Source organism: Arhodomonas sp. AD133 (assembly GCF_051195215.1).
Classification (GTDB): domain Bacteria; phylum Pseudomonadota; class Gammaproteobacteria; order Nitrococcales; family Nitrococcaceae; genus Arhodomonas.
The window spans coordinates 138,403-156,538 of record NZ_JBNAZM010000002.1; the positions used below are offsets into that span (position 1 = coordinate 138,403).

Here is an 18,136-nt window from a genome sequence, read left to right on the forward strand (position 1 = left end):
GGGCCCGGCCCCGACAAGAGACCGAGACACGGAGAGACGGCCTTTGAGCACCAGCATGCAGAGCCTGCGCGGCTTCGGGGATATTCTGCCCGAGGCGAGCGTGCGCTGGCGTTTCGTCGAGGAGCGCCTGCGTCAAACCATCGCCGGATACGGCTACGACGAGATTCGTCTGCCGTTGCTGGAACGCACCGATTTGTTCGCCCGCTCCATTGGCGAAGTTACGGATATCGTCGAGAAGGAAATGTACACCTTCGAGGACCGTAACGGCGAGAGTGTGACCCTGCGGCCCGAGGGCACCGCCGGCTGTGTTCGCGCGGCGTTGCAGCACGGTTTGCTCCATGGTGCGCAGCCACGGTTTTGGTACATGGGTCCGATGTTCCGCTACGAGCGGCCGCAGAAAGGGCGGTTCCGGCAGTTCCATCAGATCGGCGCGGAGCTTTTCGGCCACGAAGGCCCCGACGTGGACGCCGAAATGATCCTGATGACCGGGCGCATGCTCCGTTCGATCGGCCTCGATGATATCCGCCTCGAGCTCAACACGCTGGCGACGCCCGCCGCACGGCAGATTTACCGTGAGAGGCTGCAGGCGCATTTCCGCGCCCATCACGAGACGCTCGACGAGGATGCCCGGCGGCGTCTCGAAACCAACCCGCTGCGCATTCTCGACAGCAAGAATCCGGCGATGGCGGAGATGATCGCCACGGCGCCCAGTCTCATGGATTTTCTGGATGACGAGTCCCGCGCGCATTTCGACGGCCTGCGCGAACTTCTCGACGCGGCGGGCCAACCGTATACGATCAATCCACGCCTGGTTCGCGGCCTCGACTATTACAGCCGAACCGTTTTCGAGTGGGTGAGCGACCGCCTTGGCGCCCAGGGAACGGTGCTCGCCGGTGGCCGCTACGATGGTCTGGTGGAGCAGCTCGGGGGGCGCTCGGTACCCGCGGTCGGATTCGCGGCCGGTCTGGAGCGGCTGGTGTCGTTGGTGGAAGAGGCCGGTGCCGGCCCCAAGGGGGCGGGTGTCGACGCCTACATGGTCGTCATGGGCGAGAACGCCCGCGCCGAGGCCACTCGCCTGGCCGAGCGGTTACGCGATCGCCTGCCCGCGTTACGATTGCTGGTCAATGGCAGTGGGGGTTCGTTCAAGAGCCAGTTCAAGCGTGCCGACCGTAGTCAGGCACGCTATGCGGTCATCGTGGCCGAGGACGAGCTCGCAGAGGGGCGCATCGGGCTCAAGGACCTGCGCGGCGGGGCAGAGCAGGAACGTGTCGACGAGGACGCGCTGGTCGCTCGGCTGGCGGCGCTGGCCGCCCGTCGGGACGGCGATATCGACCAAGGGGGCTAACGTGGCATACGAGACCGAAGAGGAACAGATTGAAGCCATCCGGCGTTGGTGGCAGGAGAACGGGCGCTCGGTAATCGCCGGTGTCGTCATCGCCATCGCGGGCGTGGTGGGTTGGCAGCAATGGCAGGCGTGGCAGGAGCGTCAGGCGCTGTCCGCCGCCTCTCAATACGATACGCTCGCCGCCCGTATATCGGCCGACCGTCCCGACGATGCGCTGAAGACCGCCGAGGCGTTGCGCGCCGACTCGTCAGGCAGCCCCTATGCGGCCATGGGCAGCCTCCGCCTCGGTCGCTACTTCGCTGACCGCGGCGAGTATGGCGCGGCTGCGGAGCAGCTGCGCTGGGTTCTCGACAACGTGGATATGCAGGCACTGCAACAGGTCGCACGACTGCGACTCGCGCAGGTGCTCGAGGCCGATGGCCAGCGCGAGGCGGCCCTGGAGGTCCTGAAACCGGTGCCGGAAGGGGCATTCGCAGCGCGTTTCCATGAGCTGACCGGCGATCTGCTGGCTGCCGCGGGCCGACGCGAGGAGGCAAGCACCGCCTACCAGGCGGCGCTGGAGACCAGCGACCTCGCCTCGCAGCGGCGCAGTTACGTGGAGCTCAAACTCTCTGACCTCGGTGGCACCGCGCCCGGGGAGACGTCCTGATGCGGTGGTTCTGGGCTGTGCTCGCAGCCGCACTCATGGTGGGTTGCGCAGGGCCGGATGCATTCGAGCGCAGTGAGGCGCCGGCCGTCGAGGTGGTCGGCGACCTGGCGCCGCAGCGGGTGTGGGAGCGCTCGGTGGGTGCGGCGGCCGGGTTGCAGGATCGCCTGACCCCGGCTTACGACGAGGGGCGCGTATTCGCGGCGTCCGCTGACGGTCGCCTGGTGGCGCTGGATGCCCAGAGTGGCGAGACGCTGTGGCAGCGCGAGCTCGAGGGACGCCTGTCCGGCGGCCCGGCCGCGGCGGATGGCTTGATCGTGATCGGTACCCGCGAAGGGGAAGTGATCGCCCTGTCCGCGCAGACCGGTGAGACGCGCTGGATCTCCGGGGTGACCAGCGAGGTGCTGGCGCCGGCCGCAATCGGCCAGGGAGTCGTCGCGGTGCGCACCAACGACGGGCGCGTATTCGCGCTGCAGCGCGATTCGGGGGAGCGATTGTGGCTGTATGACCGCAACGTGCCGACCCTTAGCGTGCGCGGACATAGCGCCCCCGTGCTGGTGGACGGCGGCGTCGTCGTGGGTTTCGACAATGGCCGCCTGGCCGCGCTGTCGCTCGGTGACGGCTCGCCCATATGGGAAGCCTCGGTGGCGGTGCCCCGCGGGCAGACCGACCTCGACCGCATGGTCGATATCGATGCGGATCCGCTGGTGCGCAGCGGCGCCGTCTTCGCCGTGGCCTATCAGGGCCGGGTGGCCGGTGTCTCGCTGGGTGAAGGCCGTGTCGCCTGGGCGCGCGAGCTCTCGGGGTATGCGGGGCTGACGCTGGTGGGGCGGCGACTGGTTGTGCCGGATGCCGATGGCCACGTCTGGGCACTGGACGCGAGCAATGGCGCCTCAGTATGGCGGCAGGACGTGCTCGAAGGTCTGGTGCTGACCGCCCCTGCGGTGCACGACGGTTACCCGGTGGTCGCCGGCAGCGACGGATTCCTCAACTGGCTGGCGGCCGACGATGGGCGCGTGCTCGCGCGCCGGCAGGTCGCCGGCACGCGCATCGCGAGCGCGCCCCTGGCGGCTAACGGGATGCTCTACGTGCTTTCCACCGGCGGTGAGCTCCAGGCCTGGCGGTTGGCGGACCGCTGAAATGTGCCTGGTGCTGGTGGCGGTCGGCTGCCATTCCCGCTATCCGCTGGTGGTGGCGGCCAACCGCGACGAGTTTCACGAACGCGCTGCCGAACCGGCCCACTGGTGGGACGACGAGGCGGTTCTCGCCGGTCGCGATCGTGAAGCCGGCGGCACCTGGTTTGCAGTCGATCGGTGCGGCCGTTTCGCCGCTGTGACCAACTACCGCGATCCTTCGCTGGGCTCGGCCGGACCCCGCTCCCGCGGCGAGCTGCCGCTGGCTTTGCTCCGCTACGATGATCTCGCCACCGGCATCGATGCCCTGGCCGCCGAATGCCGCACGTACAGCGGTTTCAATCTGATCGGCGGCGACCGGCACGGGCTCGTGTACCTGTGCAACCAGGACGACGGGCCGCGTCGGCTCGGCCCGGGGCTCTACGGGCTCAGCAATCATGTCCTGGATACTGCCTGGCCCAAGGTGCAACGGGGACGCGACCGTCTGGCCGGGTTGCTCGAGCAGTCGGAGCCCGGTATGGACGCGTTGCTCGAGATGCTCCACGACCGTACCCCCGTGTCCGACGATGCTCTGCCGGATACGGGCATTCCCTTGGAATGGGAGCGCCTGCTCGCCCCTATGTTCATCGTGGGGCGGCGTTATGGCACGCGGGCTTCGACCGTCTATCGGCTCGCGCGTGACGGAACCGCGGACTTCGCCGAACGCCGCTTCGACCGCGCCGGGCGACCGCGCGGCATTCGCCGCGAGCGTTTCCAGCCAATTGCACCCCCCGGGGGCCGGTGATAGGCTCGGTCCGCGCGCGACCGGCAGGGGCCGGCTTCGCTTGAGACTCGCGCCTGCGTGGCGGGAGGAGAGAACGCAGGACCGGGGTCGTAGCCGGGCCGGCGCCGCCCTCGCGGGCGCAGCGCGGACCGTGGGGACCTCGGCGGACCGAACTACGCCGGCAGGCGGGCAAGACCGAGGGAGTTCAATCCATGCGCATCATTCTTCTTGGACCTCCGGGAGCGGGTAAGGGTACCCAGGCGGCGGCGTTGTGCGAGGCCTATGCCATCCCCCAGATTTCCACCGGCGACATGCTGCGCGCGGCGGTCAAGGAGGGCACCCCGCTCGGGGTCGAGGCGAAGAAGGTCATGGACAGTGGAGGCCTTGTTTCCGATGACATCATCATCGGTCTCGTCAAGGAGCGCCTCGCGCAGCCGGACTGTGCGAACGGGTTCCTGTTCGACGGTTTCCCCCGTACCATCGCCCAGGCGGACGCGCTGGAAGCCGAGGGTATCGGTATCGACTACGTCATCGAGATCCAGGTGGATGACGAGGAGATCGTCCAGCGTATGAGCGGGCGCCGCGTGCACCCGGCATCCGGGCGCGTTTACCACGTCACACACAATCCGCCGCGCGTGGAGGGGCAGGATGACGAGACCGGCGAGCCGCTGGTCCAGCGTGACGATGACCGCGAGGAGACCGTCCGTAAGCGTCTCGACGTCTATCATGAGCAGACGCGTCCGCTGGTTGACTACTATCAGTCGCGGGCACAGAAGGGCGATGCCAGTGCGCCACGCTATGTCGTGGTGGACGGGCTCGGCGGCGTCGACGACGTCCAGGCGCGCATTCGCAACGCGCTGAACTGAAAATCGCATGGCGCCCCGGAATCCGGGGCGCACATGGACATTATCGCTGTCTATTCCCCGTCTTCTCCACTGGATGTTCCCCGGCTCGCCAAACGACGGAGTGCGGCCGCCAGCTTGGGGTTGTCACAGTCGTTGGCCGTCGCTTCCAGCAAACGGGCACTGTCAGCCCTGAGGTGTCGTGGACGGGCTCCGCGGCGTTGCAGTCGCGGTGGCTCGATCGTGATCCGGCAGCGTCTCGGCCGCTGGCCGATCTGCCACTGCGCGGCGTCCAGCAGCTCGGTCTGGCGGTAGCGCAGCTGCGAGGCCCATACGGGGGAATTCGCAACCAGTGCGAGCTCTTCGGCATCGAGCCGGGCGAGTTGCCACTCGCCGGCGAAATCCCGGGGCAGAACCTGCTGCAGCCGTCGTTGCTGACGTGCCAGCTCGCGTGTGCGCGCCCCCAGACGGGCCAGAGTCATGTCCCCGGGGCCGCGGAGAACGCCACGTAGCGCCCGGGGGCGCCCGTCCTTCTTGGATTGTCGCGCCATCAGCCCCACCTGATAATCATTCGGCAGATACGATATAGTACCGGCTTGTTCCGTGCCGGGGGTACCATGCCCGCCGCGCCAGACCACGCCAGCACAGCTCGGATGACTTCCCTATGTTAGGTGCCATTGCCAAGAAGGTCTTCGGCAGTCGCAACGAACGCGTGATTCGCCGTATGCGCAAGACCGTCCAGCGCATCAACGCGTTGGAGGCGGATCTGCAGCAGCTTGATGACGACGCGCTCGCTGGCCGGACCGGCGAGTTCCGCGAGCGACTGGACAAGGGCGAGAGCCTGGACGACCTCCTTCCCGAGGCGTTCGCAACCGTGCGCGAGGCCGCGCGACGGGTTCTCGGGATGCGCCACTTCGATGTGCAGCTCATCGGCGGCATGGTTCTCCACGAGGGCAAGATCGCCGAGATGAAAACCGGCGAGGGCAAAACCCTGGTGGCGACCCTGGCGGCCTACCTGAACGCGTTGCCGGGTGACGGCGTTCATATCGTTACCGTCAACGACTACCTCGCGCGGCGCGATGCCGAGTGGATGGGGCGGCTCTACCGTTTCCTCGGGCTGGAGGTGGGGGTGTCGGTTCCGGGCATGGACCCGGCGGCGAAGCGTGATGCCTATGCGGCAGACATCACTTACGGCACCAACAACGAGTTCGGGTTCGATTACCTGCGTGACAACATGGCGCTGCGGCTCGCCGATCGCGTCCAGCGGGAACGCTCATTTGCCATCGTCGACGAGGTGGACTCCATTCTCATCGACGAGGCGCGTACGCCACTGATCATCTCCGGACAGGCGGAGCAGTCCAGCGAGCTATACCAACGCATCGATGCACTGGTGCCCAATCTGACCCGGCAGGAAGAGGAAGAGGGGCCGGGCGACTACTACGTGGATGAGAAGGCGCGTCAGGTCTATCTCACCGAGGATGGTCAGGAGCGCGCCGAGACCGTGCTTCGGGAGGCCGGCATGCTGGGCGCGGAGGAGAGCCTCTACGACGCTCGCAACATCTCCATGGTCCACCACCTGAACGCTGCGTTGCGGGCTCACGCCATCTTCCAGCGTGACGTGCACTATCTCGTACGCGACGGCCAGATCGTTATCGTGGACGAGTTCACCGGCCGGGCCATGCCGGGGCGGCGTTGGGGGGACGGGCTGCACCAGGCGATCGAGGCCAAGGAAGGTGTGGAGATCCAGGCGGAGAACCAGACGCTCGCCTCGATCACCTTCCAGAATTACTTCCGCATGTACGACAAGCTCTCGGGCATGACCGGCACGGCCGATACCGAGGCGTACGAGTTCCAGCACATCTACGGGCTCGAAGTAGTGGTCATCCCCACGAACAAGCCCATGGTCCGCGAGGATCACCACGATCTCGTCTATCTAGGCCAGCAGGACAAGTACAAGGCGATCCTGGAAGACATTCAGGACTGCCATGAGCGCGGTCAGCCGGTGCTCGTGGGCACTACGTCCATCGAGGCCTCGGAACTGCTCGCCCGCGAGCTCAAGCGCGCCAAGGTGCCCCACGAGGTGCTCAACGCCAAGCAGCACGAGCGCGAGGCCGGCATCATCGCCCAGGCCGGGCAGCCGGGGGCAGTCACGATCGCCACCAATATGGCAGGCCGTGGTACCGACATCGTCCTCGGCGGCAATCTGGATGCGGAGCTCGCCGAGCTCGGGGAAGCCGACGAGGCGACGGTGGAGAAAGCCCGCGCGGACTGGCAGACACGCCACGACCGGGTGGTCGAGGCGGGCGGGTTGCACGTCATCGGCACTGAACGCCACGAGTCGCGTCGTATCGATAACCAGCTCCGCGGCCGCTCCGGCCGGCAGGGCGACCCGGGCTCGACGCGATTCTATCTTTCCCTGGAAGACAGCTTGCTGCGTATCTTCGCCTCCGAGCGCGTTTCCTCCATGATGCAGCGACTCGGCATGGAGGAAGGCGAGGCCATCGAGAGCGGCATGGTCTCGCGGGTTATCGAGAACGCTCAGCGCAAGGTCGAAGGCCACAACTTCGACATGCGCAAGCACCTGCTCGAGTACGACGACGTTGCCAACGATCAGCGACGTGTGGTCTATCAGCAGCGCGACGAGCTGCTGCGTTCCGAGGATATCTCGGAGACCATCACCGCCATGCGCGAGGATGTCGTCAACACAGTGATCAGCGAGCACGTTCCGCCGGGGAGCATCGACGAGCAGTGGAACATCCCCGGGCTCGAAGAGGCACTGGTTGCCGAGTTCAATATTCGTCTGCCGGTTCAGCAGTGGCTGGACGAGGACGACGACCTCCACGAGGAGACGCTGCGCGAGCGCATCCTCGAGCGTATCCAGGCGCAGTACGAGGAGAAGGAGCAGCAGATCGGCTCCGCGCTGATGCGCCAGGTCGAACAGAATTTCCTGCTGCAGGTGCTCGATTCTCACTGGAAGGACCATCTGGCGGCCATGGATCACCTGCGCCAGGGCATCCAGCTGCGGGGCATGGCGAGCCGCAATCCCAAACAGGAGTTCAAGCGCGAAGCCTTCGAGATGTTCCAGGAGATGCTCGAGGGCATCAAGCGCGAGACCATCAAAGTTCTCTCCCACGTCCAGGTGCGTTCGGAGGAGGAAGCCCAGGCGGCCGAGGAGGAGCGCCGGCGTCGCGAGGAAGCGGCGGAGCGGACGTTCCAGCACGCCGAGACGAACAGCTTGGACGATGGGCGTGAGGGAGCCGAGCGCGGGGACGAGCACCAGCCGTTCGTGCGCGAAGGGCGCAAGGTGGGCCGTAACGAGCCTTGTCCCTGTGGCTCCGGACGTAAGTTCAAGCATTGTCACGGAAAACTGGCCGGCTGAGTATGGCGGTTGGAAACGACAGTCTGCCGCGTCTTCATCCGGTTCCCGGGATTCGGGTGGCCGCGGTCGCCGCCGGTGTCCGCAAGCCCGGTCGCCTTGATCTCGCTCTCCTGGAGATGGCTCCGGGTGGCACCGCGGCGGCAGTGTTCACCACGAACCGCTTTCGCGCAGCGCCGGTGCAGGTGGCCGAAACGCATCTTCGTGATACTTCCCCCCGCTACCTGATCGTCAATACCGGCAATGCCAACGCTGGCACCGGCCCTGCCGGTGTTGACGATGCCCGCCGTTGCTGTCAAACGCTCGCGGAGATTGCGGGGTGTCGGGAGTCGGAAGTCGTTCCGTTTTCCACTGGCGTGATCGGTGAACCCCTGCCGGTGGCTCCGATCGTAGCGGGCATGCCTGCCGCCTTCGACGCGTTGGATGCGGATGGCTGGGCGGAGGCCGCCGAAGGCATCCTGACCACCGACACACGGCCGAAAGGGGCGAGCGAGCGCGTCACTATCGACGGCCAAACGGTGACCGTTACCGGAATCGCCAAGGGTGCGGGCATGATCAGGCCCAACATGGCGACCATGCTGGCCTTCATCGCGACCGACGCGGCGCTGGAGCCGGGGCTCGCCCGCCGTTTGCTGCGTGACGCCACGGCCGTGAGCTTCAATCGCATTACCGTGGATGGCGATACATCCACCAACGATGCCTGCACACTGCTGGCCAGCGGCCGCAGCGGGGTGCGCCTCGATGATGGCAATGCCGCCGGCTGCAAGGCGTTTGCCGCCGCCCTGGAGCGTGTTTGCGCGGCACTGGCCCGGGCGGTCGTGCGTGATGGCGAGGGGGCGACCCGGGAAATCCAGATCTCCGTCAGTGGTGCCGCCTCGGAAGCGGAGGCCGAGCGTGTCGCCTTCACTGTTGCCGAGTCACCGTTGGTGAAGACGGCGGTGTTCGCCGGTGACCCGAACTGGGGGCGTCTGCTCGCCGCCGTGGGGCGTGCGGGGATCGCCGACTTGGACGTGAGTCGCGTGCGTATAGCGCTGGACGACTACGTTATTGCGGAGGAAGGTGGGCGCACGCCAACCTATGATGAGCGCGAAGCTGCGCGACGTATGGCCGCCGAGGTCATCCCCGTACACATCGACCTCGACCGAGGTGATTCCAGCGCCACCGTGTGGACCTGCGATTTTTCCTACGAGTACGTGCGTATCAACGCCGACTACCGCACATGAGCGATCGCGAGGCCGCTGACGAGGCCATACACGTCGCCGTGGGCGTCGTCAGCGGCCTCGACGGACGGATCCTGATCTCCCGGCGGCCGCAAAAGGCCCACCAAGGGGGGCTCTGGGAGTTTCCGGGCGGCAAGGTCGAGCCGGGTGAGAGCGTCCGCAACGCCGTTGTCCGCGAGCTGCAGGAGGAACTCGGCATCTACGTCGAGCCGCTCCATCCGCTCCTTCGTGTGCCGTATCGCTACCCTGACAAGACGGTCGTGCTCGATGTCTGGCACGCGCGCCATGTCAGCGGCACGCCGGTGGCGCTCGAGGTCGCCGACTGGTGTTGGGTGCCACCCGAAACGCTCAAGGACTACGACTTTCCCGCGGCCAATCGCCCCATTGTGAACGCGGCGAGCTTGCCCTCGCGCTACGCCATTACGCCTCCGGATACGCCCGTGGAAGATTTGCTGGACGCCTTGGAGGCGACTCTGGCCGCGGGCGTGCGCCTTGTGCAGTGGCGGCGGTGGGAGTGCGACGACGCGCTGATTCAGGCGGCGCAGGCACATTGTCGTGCCGCTGGGGCGCATATGCTCCTCAACGATGCGCCGGAGCGGGCAGCACGCCTCGGTGTGGATGGGGTGCATCTCACCAGTGCGCGCTTGCGGGCCATGACGAGGCGGCCGTTGCCACACAGCCACTGGGTCGCGGCATCATGCCACGGCCCCGAGGAGCTGGCTTTGGCGCAGGCATGCGATGTGGATTTCGTCGTGCTCTCGCCGGTAGCGTGGACGCCCAGTCACCCGGATCGCGTCGCTATCGGCTGGGAGCGCTTCGGTTCCTGGGGGGCGGCTTTTCCCCGTCCGATTTATGCGCTCGGGGGGCTGGGAGAGTCGGACCTTGCCCATGCATGCGCATTGCGCGCCCAAGGGATCGCCGGGATCCGCGGTCTCTGGCGGGGTGGTGGTTGACACGCTTGCTCCCTCGTCAGCGCGGAGTGATGCGTTACTCGTGCCCGTCTTCCGTGTCGTCGTCGTAGGTCTCCGGCACGTCGGCGGGTTCGCCCGGGATCCGGTGGCTGCCGTCCACCCAAGCTCCCAGATCGATCAGGCGGCAGCGCTCGCTGCAGAAGGGCCGGTGAGGCGAGCGCTCGGACCACTCGACCGTCCGTTCGCAGGTCGGGCAACGTACGTAACTTGTCATGGCTCAGCGGCAGCGGTGTTGTGGCCGATGGGGGTCATAAGGATTCTACTGCGTTACACCTAGATGGCGCAGCGTTCGAGGATGAACTCGACATCCTCGTCGATTGGCTGGGGACGCTCGGTCGCGCTGCCTTGGCGCAGGAATCGAATAGTGCAGAAATGCTTGCTGCCGCTGATCTCCGGGAAGTACGGAGCCGTTGCGGGCACGCTCACGCGGAGCAACTGGTACGGAGAGCCGCGTTCCAGGCTGGTTTGGTAATTGCCTTTCTGCGCCGTTTCGTGCACGGGATCTGCGCTTTCTCGTAGCAATGCGAGAATACGGGCGGTGGCTTCGTGCAGGATGGAGAACCCCGCGTACCAGCTTTCCAGGTCTTCGCGACGTTGCTCGGGCGAATGATTGAGCCAGAGATGGTAGGCGGGTAGATCGAACGCACAAGTGCCGCCCATGATGCCGGAGCGTTGGGCCACCGCCGCGAGGAATTCGTTGTCCCGCACTATCGAGGGGATACCCGGCGGCGCGGCGCGCAGGCGCTCGGCGAGATCGCGGCATTCATCGAGTACGGGCGCGAGCAGCGAGGGGTCCACGCCCGGGCGTTTTTCCAGAGCTTCCAGTGAGCCCACGAGCTGTTCCAGCTCTTTTTGAATGTCCGATCGCAGGTCTCCGCGGGACAGCAGCGCGACGATATCCACCAGCGTCGCCACCGCGATGCGGCTGTGCCATTCGGTTTCGCCGCGCACCCCGAACCAACCGTGCTCGAAGAGGAATTCCAGCCGCAGCAGTGTACGTACCCGCTCATTAAGAGGGTGCTCGTAGATGATGCGCTCGCGCTCGGAGTCGGTCATGGTGCTCATGTCCCAGATGTCTAAGCCCTTATTGTGGCGCAGGGGCATGATCCGCACCAACCCGTCGTCGGATAGCGTCAGTCGGTGCGGTCGCGTGCGAGATGCAAATATCGCTGGTGCAGCTCGCGAACGCGCTCGTGCAAGGTGTCCGCAGAAGCACGATTGTCGAGGATGTCGTCGGCGCGTGAGAGTCGCGACGCCCGGTCGGTCTGCGCGGCGAGCGCTGCACGCGCCTCATCGGCGGTGCTTCCGTCCCGGACCTGCAGGCGGGCGATCTGGTCGTCTTCGTCGACGTCGACGACGAGTACCCGGTCGACGAGTCGATCCCATCCGGATTCCACCAGTAACGGCACGACGAGGACAACGTAAGGGCGACGGCTTTCCGCGATCCGGCTGTGTACCCGCGTTTCGATTCTCGGGTGCAGGATTGCCTCCAGTCGCTCACGCGCATCGGGGTCGGCAAAAATACGGCGGCGCAGAGCGGTCCGGTCGAGGGTGCCGGAGTCGTCGAGTACTTCTTCACCGAACGCGTCAACGACGCGCTTCAGCCCTTCGCTGCCCGGTTCGACGACTTCCCGGGCGATCTCATCGGTGTCCACGACGTCCGCGCCCAGCGCGTCGAACGCCCGGGCTACCGTGGTCTTGCCGCTGGCTATGCCGCCGGTCAGGCCGATGACCAGTGTCATAGGGCGAAGCGGACGGATCCGGCGGGGACGTGCGACGCGCTGGGCCCGTGCTTCGCCATTAAGCAGTCGCTGGCCACGCTATGCCATGAGTGCATCAGTTAAGGCCCGAGAACCGGAGATAGGCGCCGGTGATTCGGTCTCCCCACAGCATCGCGATCCAGCCAGCGGCAGCCAGATAGGGACCGAATGGGATCGGTTGATCACGGTGACGGCCGAGTCCGGCGATGAGCGCCATTCCCACCACGGCACCTACGAGTGATGAGAGAATGATTACAAGCGGCAGGCTCTGCCACCCAAGCCAAGCGCCGAGCAGCGCGAGCAGCTTGAAATCCCCGTAGCCCATGCCCTCTTTCCCGGTGACGAGCCGGAACGCCTGATAAACGCTCCAGAGTGCCAGGTATCCGGCGGAGGCGCCGATAATGGCCTCCGTCGGGCCGACGAATACGCCGGCGAGAGAGAGCAGTAGACCGAGCCACACGCCCGGTAGGGTCAGGTTGTCAGGGAGGAGTTGATGATCCAGATCGATGATGGTCAGCGCGATGAGCCACCATGTCAGAACCAGCCCTGCCGCCGCGGTGGTGCTCCAGCCTAGTTGCCACCATGTCACCAGGGACAACAACGCGGTTACGGCTTCAACGATCGGATATCGAGCCGAGATCCTGGCATGGCATGTCCGGCAACGTCCGCGCAGCAGCAGCCAGCTGACGATCGGAATATTGTCGAGCGCATGCACTGGTGACTGGCACGAGGGGCAGTGGGATGCGGGCCGTGCCAGTCCCAGGGCCGGTGTTTCCGGTAGCGGTTCGCCACGAAGCTCCGCGCACTGCGCCGCCCATTCGAGCTCGAGCATGCGCGGCAGGCGTAGCGTGACCACATTGAGAAAACTGCCGACCATCAGACCGATGATGCTGACGGATAGCATTTGCAGCGGAGCGCTACCCGCCAAGCCCTCCAGTGTGGTCATCAAATGACTTGCCCCATCTTGAAGATGGGCAGGTACATAGCAATGACCAGGCCGCCGACGAGAATACCGAGAACGACCATGATGAAGGGCTCGAGCAGGCTCGAGAGACTGTCGATGGCAGCGTCCACCTCTTCTTCGTAGAAGTCCGCGACTTTCGCGAGCATGGCGTCGAGGGAGCCCGCTTCCTCACCAATGGCGATCATCTGTACCACCATGTGCGGGAAGAGTTTCGTGCGATCCACGGACCACTGCAACTGCTGACCCTCGGCCACCTCTTCGGCCATTCGCCGGACGCCGTTGCCGTACACCGAATTACCGGTAGCGCCGGAGACAGAGTTCAGAGCGTCCACAAGCGGTACGCCCGCCGCGAACATGGTGGACAGCGTGCGCGCGAAGCGGGCAATGGCAGCCTTGCGCAGAATAGGGCCGATTACCGGGATTTTCAGGGCGAAACGGTCCAGTCCATGCGCAAACCGCCTGGAGCGCTTGCGAGCCTGAATGAACGCGACAATGCTCAGCGCCGTGCCTAGCAGGACTACGAACCAGTATGCGCGCATGAGCTCGGACAAGTACAGGACGAACCTGGTGAATGCGGGTAGATCCGCGCCGAACCCTTGGAAGAGGGATTCGAATTGGGGCACGACGAACATGAGCAGGATGGCAGTGACTATGACGGCCACCGTAAGCACCGCTGCCGGATAGAATAGCGCCTTGCGGATCTTCTTCTTGATCGATTCGGTCTTTTCCTTGTACGTCGCTATCTTATCGAGCAGTGTGTCCAGAACACCCGCCTGTTCGCCGGCCGCTATAAGATTGCAGACCAGCTCGTCGAAATGTGCTGGGTGTTTCCCAAGGGCCTCCGACAAGGGTGTACCGGACTCGATATCATCCTTGATCCCGAGCACCATCTGCTGCATTAGCGGATTCTCGTGCCCCCGGCCGATGATGTCGAAGGCCTGAACCACCGGCACGCCGGACTCGAGCATTGTGGCGAGCTGACGCATGAGTATGGCGATGTCGCCGGGCTTGATCCGCTTGCTGCGTTTGCCTTCGCGCAACTGGGCGAATGTCGACTTGCGCCGTATTTTCTGGGCGGCGATACCCTGCTGGCGGAGTTTCGCCCGCAGGGTCGTGTGATTCTCGGCCTGTGTGTCGCCGCTTATCTTGCGGCCCTGCCGGTCGATGCCTTCCCAGGTGAAGCTGGTGAGTTTCGCTGCCTTAGCTGCCATGGCGTCAGTCCACTGTCACCCGGTTGATTTCCTCGATACTCGTGACGCCTTCGCGAATCTTGCGCAGGCCCGATTCGCGCAGGTCGCTGACACCGTTGCGATGGGCTTCCTCGGCTAGTTGCATGGCGTTACCACCCTCCATGATGATGTGTCCCATCTCCTCGGTAACCGGCATGACCTGGTAGATGCCGACGCGGCCCTTGTAGCCACCAACGCATTGATCGCAGCCCTGGGGGCCGTATACCACCAGATCGTCCAACTCGTCTTCGCTGAAGCCTTCGTTGACAAGGGCTTCCCGGGGGACGTCCTCTGGTTGCTTGCAGTTGGTGCAAAGTCGGCGTGCCAGGCGCTGGGCGATGATGAGGTTGACCGACGAGGCGATGTTGTAGCCCGGAACCCCCATGTTGGCGAGCCGGGTGAGCGTCTGCGGTGCATCGTTGGTATGCAAGGTCGATAGCACCAGGTGGCCCGTCTGCGCCGCCTTGATCGCGATCTCCGCCGTCTCCAGGTCACGGATCTCGCCGACCATGATGATGTCCGGGTCCTGGCGCAGGAACGAGCGCAGGGCGCCGGCGAAGGAAAGCCCGGCCTTTGGATTGATGTTGACCTGGTTGATGCCGGTGACGTTGATTTCCACCGGATCCTCGACCGTCGAGATGTTCCGGTCGGTGGTGTTGAGAATGTTGAGCGCCGTGTAGAGCGACACCGTCTTGCCCGAGCCGGTGGGGCCGGTGACCAGAACCATGCCGTAGGGCTTGTGGATGTAGTCGAGGAAGAGCTGCTTCTGTTCGGGCTCGTATCCGAGCTGGTCGATGCCCATCTGCGCCGAGCTGGGGTCGAGGATACGCAGCACGATCTTCTCACCGAAGATCGTCGGGCAGGTACTGACACGGAACTCGATCGCCCGGCGCTTGGAGATGTTCATCTTGATGCGCCCGTCCTGGGGCACGCGCCGTTCGGCGATGTCGAGTCGGGCCATGACCTTCAGCCGGGCGGCAAGCCGTGGAGCGAGGGCATTGGGGGGGGAAGCAACTGACTGCAGAACGCCGTCCTGCCGGAAGCGTACCCGGTATTCGCGCTCATACGGCTCGAAGTGAACATCCGACGCGCCCTTGTTGATCGCGTCCAGCAGGACCTTGTTGATGAATCGCACCACCGGCGCATCGTCGCTGTCGGTGTCGGAATCCTGCTCGTCGCTTTCTTCCTCGCCGCCGCTGATCTGGAGATTGTCCAGATCCTCGTCCAGGTCCATGCTGCTGAGACCATCGTCCGCGGCGGACAGGGCGCTCTCGATGGTGCGCCCGAGCTTGTCGTCCTCCACGAGCACGGGCTCGGTGATCAATCCCGTGTGGAACTTGAATTCGTCGAGGGCACGCAGGTTTGTCGGGTCGGCAACCGCGACGTACAGGCGTTTGCCGCGACGGGTGAGCGGCAGGGCCCGGTGATGGCGGATGAGTTGCTCTTTGACGAGCGAGACGGCCGCCTGGCTCTGGTCGAGGGCGTCAAGGTCATAGAGCGGAAGGCCGAACTCCGCCGACCCGGCCACCGCGATACGGATGGGTGCCAGGCCTTCGTGTTCCACTAGATAAGTGACGAAGGGTTGCTCAGCCTTCCTGGCCGCGTCGAGCGCTTCCTCTGCCCGTTTCTCGTCGAGCAGGCCATCACGTACCAGGCGACCGGCGAGGCCTCCGAGCTTCACCGATGGGTTTGCCGATGCCATGGGCTGCTACCGTACCCCTGTGACGCATTTCGGGTGCCGCTCTGCCCGCCGAGGCGCGGCGTTGGCACGCTGCGTACACCCCCATTGCGGCGGACTATAACCTATCGGCCCGACCTCGGAAATGGACACACGTCGCACTCCTCCGGGTCACAGGGCGTCCACGTGGCTATCGGACCGGCTGATTCCGTCGCGGTGGTACGCCTGGCCCGGCATTGAACAGGTCCTCGGGGCGTTGCATGAAATGACCCTGTACATAGTCCACGCCGACCTGCCAGAGGTGGGTCAGTGACAGGGCATCCTGGATGCGCGTCGCGATGAGCCGGAGCCCGGCTTGGCGGGCGATGCTGGCCACGTCCTCGAGTGCCTTGTGCGCTTCGGGCGCCGCGTCGGCAGCGGTCAGCTCGGGGGCTGGCTTGACGTAAGTCACTGGCAGCTCGGCGTGGATTAGCCCGGCCAGTGCCGCGGCATCGGCGACGTGTTCCAGTGCCACGGCAATGCCCTGGGCGGCGATCCGTTCGCTGACCGCGCGGGTGGTACGGGTCGACAACGCCTCGGCAGCGATCTCCACCACGAGCTGCGAGGCGGCAACGCCCTCGTGTGCCAGCGCTTGCCCGAGCCATGCAGGGAAGCTGTCGTCGTTGAGGCCATCGGTGGAGAGTTTGACGAAGAGCGTCGGCCGATCTGCCGATTCCTTCTGCCGCTGCGAAAGAACATGCAGTGCGCGCCCGAACACCCATCGGTCCAACTCCGCGGCAAGCGAAGTGCCGGCCAGGGCGGGCAGGAATTCCGCGGGGGGGAGTTCTTCACCGTCGGAGCCGATCAGGCGGACGAAGACTTCGTAGAAACCACAGGGGCGGCCGTGCAGGCCGGAAATAGGCTGATAGAGCAGGCGGAAGCGGTTCTGCTCCAAGGCGTCCGCTGCCATCTCGCGCCAGTAATCCCGTAGAACCGGCGCGGTGTCCGCTGCTGTGTCGCTCGGCGGTTGCAGCAGATCCTCGAGTCTGTCGCCACCGGGGTTGATCGTTCGAGCTTCGATCGCAAATCCGGTGCGCACGTGGACCTGCCTGGTGAGATCATCCTGCAGACATTCGGCCAGGACGTCGGCCTCTTCTCGGCTTATCCCCACCAGAAGCGCCGCGAGATGCCCGCGGTCCAGGCGTGCCGGCACTGCCAGTGGCGGGAGCCTGTCCAGCAAGATCTGCGCTGCAGCCACCATTGTGTTCTCATCGTCAGGCGTAATGGTTTCGCGGGGTGTCAGCTGCAGGTGGAGGAGGCAGGCGGTTCCGGTCCCGGGCGCTTCGAGCAGCCCTGTCAACGCCTGGAGTAGCTCCTCGCGGCGGTGCAGGCCTGTATCCGGGTCGCGCCGCGCCAGAAGGCGCCAGCCTTCCAGAAGCCCCCTCCGCCGTACGAGGTGGGCGGCGATTTCCGTTGTCGGGTCGCTGGTTTCGGAGAGCACCAGGATATCGTCCAACTGGCTCTGCTGCATTTCACCGACATGCAGTTGCCTTGGTCGCTGGCGCGTGAACGCAAGCACTGGCGGCAGCCGCAGTGCCGGGCGCTGGCGGATGACGGCGGCCAGTTCCCCGGCGCTTACGCTCAGTGTGTCAGCGTCCAGCAGTACGAGATCGGGCTGCAGATCCTCGAGTCGGGCCAGGAGGTCGTCGCCGATCGTGAGAGCGCGTATGTCGTACCCGTCCAGATGAACGCCTTCCGCAGCGCCTACCAGGGCAAGGCGCGGAGCCCGGGCGCGGTCTTGCACGCGCCAGCGCAAGCGTTGGCGCAACGCGGAGCGGTTGATTGGCGTCGTGACCACCTGTGTGGCGCCGGCGCGCACGGCGGCAAGGTAAGTGGTGAGTCGGTAATCCGAGGTTGCGACGATCAGTTCGTCCGTGGCGGTTTGCTCCCGTGAGATGACCGTGGCGACCCCGAGGCTGGCGATCAGTGCGGCGGGTGGTTCGTCGCTGCACGCTGTGGCCAGCGCGCCCGCGTCGGCGAAGGCCTGGGTGCGCAGTCCATGCTCGCGCAGGTGGGCGGCGAGTTCCTGAGTCGCCGCCGGCTGTTCCAGGCAAACGAAAACCGGGCGGTCGCCCGTTTGTGCCCCCACGGCCAGTCTCCCTGCCCCGGCCTCGTTCCGCACGAGGCATGTATATGGGTGGACAAAATCCGGCGTGCTGCGCCGCGCCAG

16 protein-coding genes are annotated in these 18,136 nt (G+C 65.5%); 8 read left to right on the top strand and 8 right to left on the bottom strand.

The genetic code is table 11. The features are described 5' to 3' along the window. Positions 1-43: 43 nt before the first annotated feature. From hisS to adk, 5 genes are all read left to right on the top strand, one after another. The gene (gene hisS / locus ACPEES_RS02100) at positions 44-1,345 is read left to right on the top strand and encodes a histidine--tRNA ligase (protein ID WP_435100571.1); all 1,302 of its coding nucleotides are present in this window, start codon (positions 44-46) and stop codon (positions 1,343-1,345) included. Between the two features lies 1 nt (position 1,346). Continuing rightward, positions 1,347-1,994: a YfgM family protein gene (locus ACPEES_RS02105; RefSeq protein ID WP_435100574.1), complete on the top strand. Its 648-nt coding sequence runs from the start codon at positions 1,347-1,349 to the stop codon at positions 1,992-1,994. After that, positions 1,994-3,130, top strand: a complete 1,137-nt coding sequence (bamB, locus tag ACPEES_RS02110) for an outer membrane protein assembly factor BamB (RefSeq protein WP_435100577.1) — start codon at positions 1,994-1,996, stop codon at positions 3,128-3,130. The genes ACPEES_RS02105 and bamB overlap by 1 nt, the downstream gene beginning before the upstream one ends. A 1-nt stretch (position 3,131) precedes the next feature. After that, positions 3,132-3,908 carry an NRDE family protein gene (locus tag ACPEES_RS02115; protein WP_435100580.1) on the top strand — a complete coding sequence of 259 codons (777 nt, stop codon included), beginning with the start codon at positions 3,132-3,134 and terminating at the stop codon, positions 3,906-3,908. A gap of 191 nt (positions 3,909-4,099) precedes the next feature. After that, on the top strand, positions 4,100-4,753 hold the full coding sequence (adk, locus tag ACPEES_RS02120; protein WP_435100583.1) for an adenylate kinase: 654 nt from the start codon (positions 4,100-4,102) through the stop codon (positions 4,751-4,753). A gap of 50 nt (positions 4,754-4,803) precedes the next feature. Here adk and ACPEES_RS02125 read toward each other — a convergent pair whose 3' ends face one another. Beyond that, on the bottom strand, positions 4,804-5,280 hold the full coding sequence (locus ACPEES_RS02125; protein WP_435100586.1) for a DciA family protein: 477 nt from the start codon (positions 5,278-5,280) through the stop codon (positions 4,804-4,806). 113 nt (positions 5,281-5,393) lie between these two features. Between ACPEES_RS02125 and secA the strand changes: the two genes are divergently transcribed. The 3 genes from secA to ACPEES_RS02140 are packed head-to-tail and all read left to right on the top strand — an operon-like array spanning position 5,394 to position 10,278. Next, positions 5,394-8,108, top strand: a complete 2,715-nt coding sequence (secA, locus tag ACPEES_RS02130; RefSeq protein WP_435100589.1) for a preprotein translocase subunit SecA — start codon at positions 5,394-5,396, stop codon at positions 8,106-8,108. Positions 8,109-8,110: 2 nt separating this feature from the next. Then, a complete protein-coding gene (argJ, locus tag ACPEES_RS02135; protein WP_435100592.1) occupies positions 8,111-9,328 on the top strand; it encodes a bifunctional glutamate N-acetyltransferase/amino-acid acetyltransferase ArgJ in 1,218 nt (405 codons plus the stop codon). Further along, positions 9,325-10,278, top strand: a complete 954-nt coding sequence (locus ACPEES_RS02140) for a Nudix family hydrolase (RefSeq protein ID WP_435100595.1) — start codon at positions 9,325-9,327, stop codon at positions 10,276-10,278. The genes argJ and ACPEES_RS02140 overlap by 4 nt, the downstream gene beginning before the upstream one ends. 34 nt (positions 10,279-10,312) lie before the next feature. Here ACPEES_RS02140 and yacG read toward each other — a convergent pair whose 3' ends face one another. The 7 genes from yacG to ACPEES_RS02175 all read right to left on the bottom strand — a co-directional run bounded on the left by yacG (position 10,313) and on the right by ACPEES_RS02175 (position 18,055). Further along, positions 10,313-10,510, bottom strand: coding sequence for a DNA gyrase inhibitor YacG (yacG, locus tag ACPEES_RS02145; RefSeq protein WP_435100598.1), 198 nt, complete (start codon positions 10,508-10,510; stop codon positions 10,313-10,315). A gap of 59 nt (positions 10,511-10,569) precedes the next feature. Continuing rightward, positions 10,570-11,400, bottom strand: coding sequence for a cell division protein ZapD (zapD, locus tag ACPEES_RS02150; protein ID WP_435100601.1), 831 nt, complete (start codon positions 11,398-11,400; stop codon positions 10,570-10,572). Between the two features lie 29 nt (positions 11,401-11,429). Further along, a complete protein-coding gene (gene coaE / locus ACPEES_RS02155) occupies positions 11,430-12,038 on the bottom strand; it encodes a dephospho-CoA kinase (protein ID WP_435100604.1) in 609 nt (202 codons plus the stop codon). A 94-nt stretch (positions 12,039-12,132) separates the two neighbouring features. After that, a complete protein-coding gene (locus ACPEES_RS02160; protein WP_435100607.1) occupies positions 12,133-13,002 on the bottom strand; it encodes a prepilin peptidase in 870 nt (289 codons plus the stop codon). Then, positions 13,002-14,231 (bottom strand): type II secretion system F family protein, encoded by a 1,230-nt coding sequence (locus ACPEES_RS02165; protein ID WP_435100610.1) that lies wholly within the window; start codon positions 14,229-14,231, stop codon positions 13,002-13,004. The genes ACPEES_RS02160 and ACPEES_RS02165 overlap by 1 nt, the downstream gene beginning before the upstream one ends. A 4-nt stretch (positions 14,232-14,235) precedes the next feature. Continuing rightward, on the bottom strand, positions 14,236-15,951 hold the full coding sequence (pilB, locus tag ACPEES_RS02170; RefSeq protein WP_435100613.1) for a type IV-A pilus assembly ATPase PilB: 1,716 nt from the start codon (positions 15,949-15,951) through the stop codon (positions 14,236-14,238). 166 nt (positions 15,952-16,117) lie between these two features. Further along, the gene (locus tag ACPEES_RS02175; protein ID WP_435100616.1) at positions 16,118-18,055 is read right to left on the bottom strand and encodes an EAL domain-containing protein; all 1,938 of its coding nucleotides are present in this window, start codon (positions 18,053-18,055) and stop codon (positions 16,118-16,120) included. Between the last annotated feature and the right edge of the window lie 81 nt (positions 18,056-18,136).

Coding starts and splice junctions, on each gene's coding strand:
- bamB (WP_435100577.1), top strand. CDS start 1,994: ATGCGGTGGTTCTGGGCTGTGCTCGCAGCCGCACTCATGGTGGGTTGC.
- ACPEES_RS02115 (WP_435100580.1), top strand. CDS start 3,132: ATGTGCCTGGTGCTGGTGGCGGTCGGCTGCCATTCCCGCTATCCGCTG.
- adk (WP_435100583.1), top strand. CDS start 4,100: ATGCGCATCATTCTTCTTGGACCTCCGGGAGCGGGTAAGGGTACCCAG.
- ACPEES_RS02125 (WP_435100586.1), bottom strand. CDS start 5,280: ATGGCGCGACAATCCAAGAAGGACGGGCGCCCCCGGGCGCTACGTGGC.
- secA (WP_435100589.1), top strand. CDS start 5,394: ATGTTAGGTGCCATTGCCAAGAAGGTCTTCGGCAGTCGCAACGAACGC.
- argJ (WP_435100592.1), top strand. CDS start 8,111: ATGGCGGTTGGAAACGACAGTCTGCCGCGTCTTCATCCGGTTCCCGGG.
- ACPEES_RS02140 (WP_435100595.1), top strand. CDS start 9,325: ATGAGCGATCGCGAGGCCGCTGACGAGGCCATACACGTCGCCGTGGGC.
- yacG (WP_435100598.1), bottom strand. CDS start 10,510: ATGACAAGTTACGTACGTTGCCCGACCTGCGAACGGACGGTCGAGTGG.
- zapD (WP_435100601.1), bottom strand. CDS start 11,400: ATGCCCCTGCGCCACAATAAGGGCTTAGACATCTGGGACATGAGCACC.
- coaE (WP_435100604.1), bottom strand. CDS start 12,038: ATGACACTGGTCATCGGCCTGACCGGCGGCATAGCCAGCGGCAAGACC.
- ACPEES_RS02160 (WP_435100607.1), bottom strand. CDS start 13,002: ATGACCACACTGGAGGGCTTGGCGGGTAGCGCTCCGCTGCAAATGCTA.
- ACPEES_RS02165 (WP_435100610.1), bottom strand. CDS start 14,231: ATGGCAGCTAAGGCAGCGAAACTCACCAGCTTCACCTGGGAAGGCATC.
- pilB (WP_435100613.1), bottom strand. CDS start 15,951: ATGGCATCGGCAAACCCATCGGTGAAGCTCGGAGGCCTCGCCGGTCGC.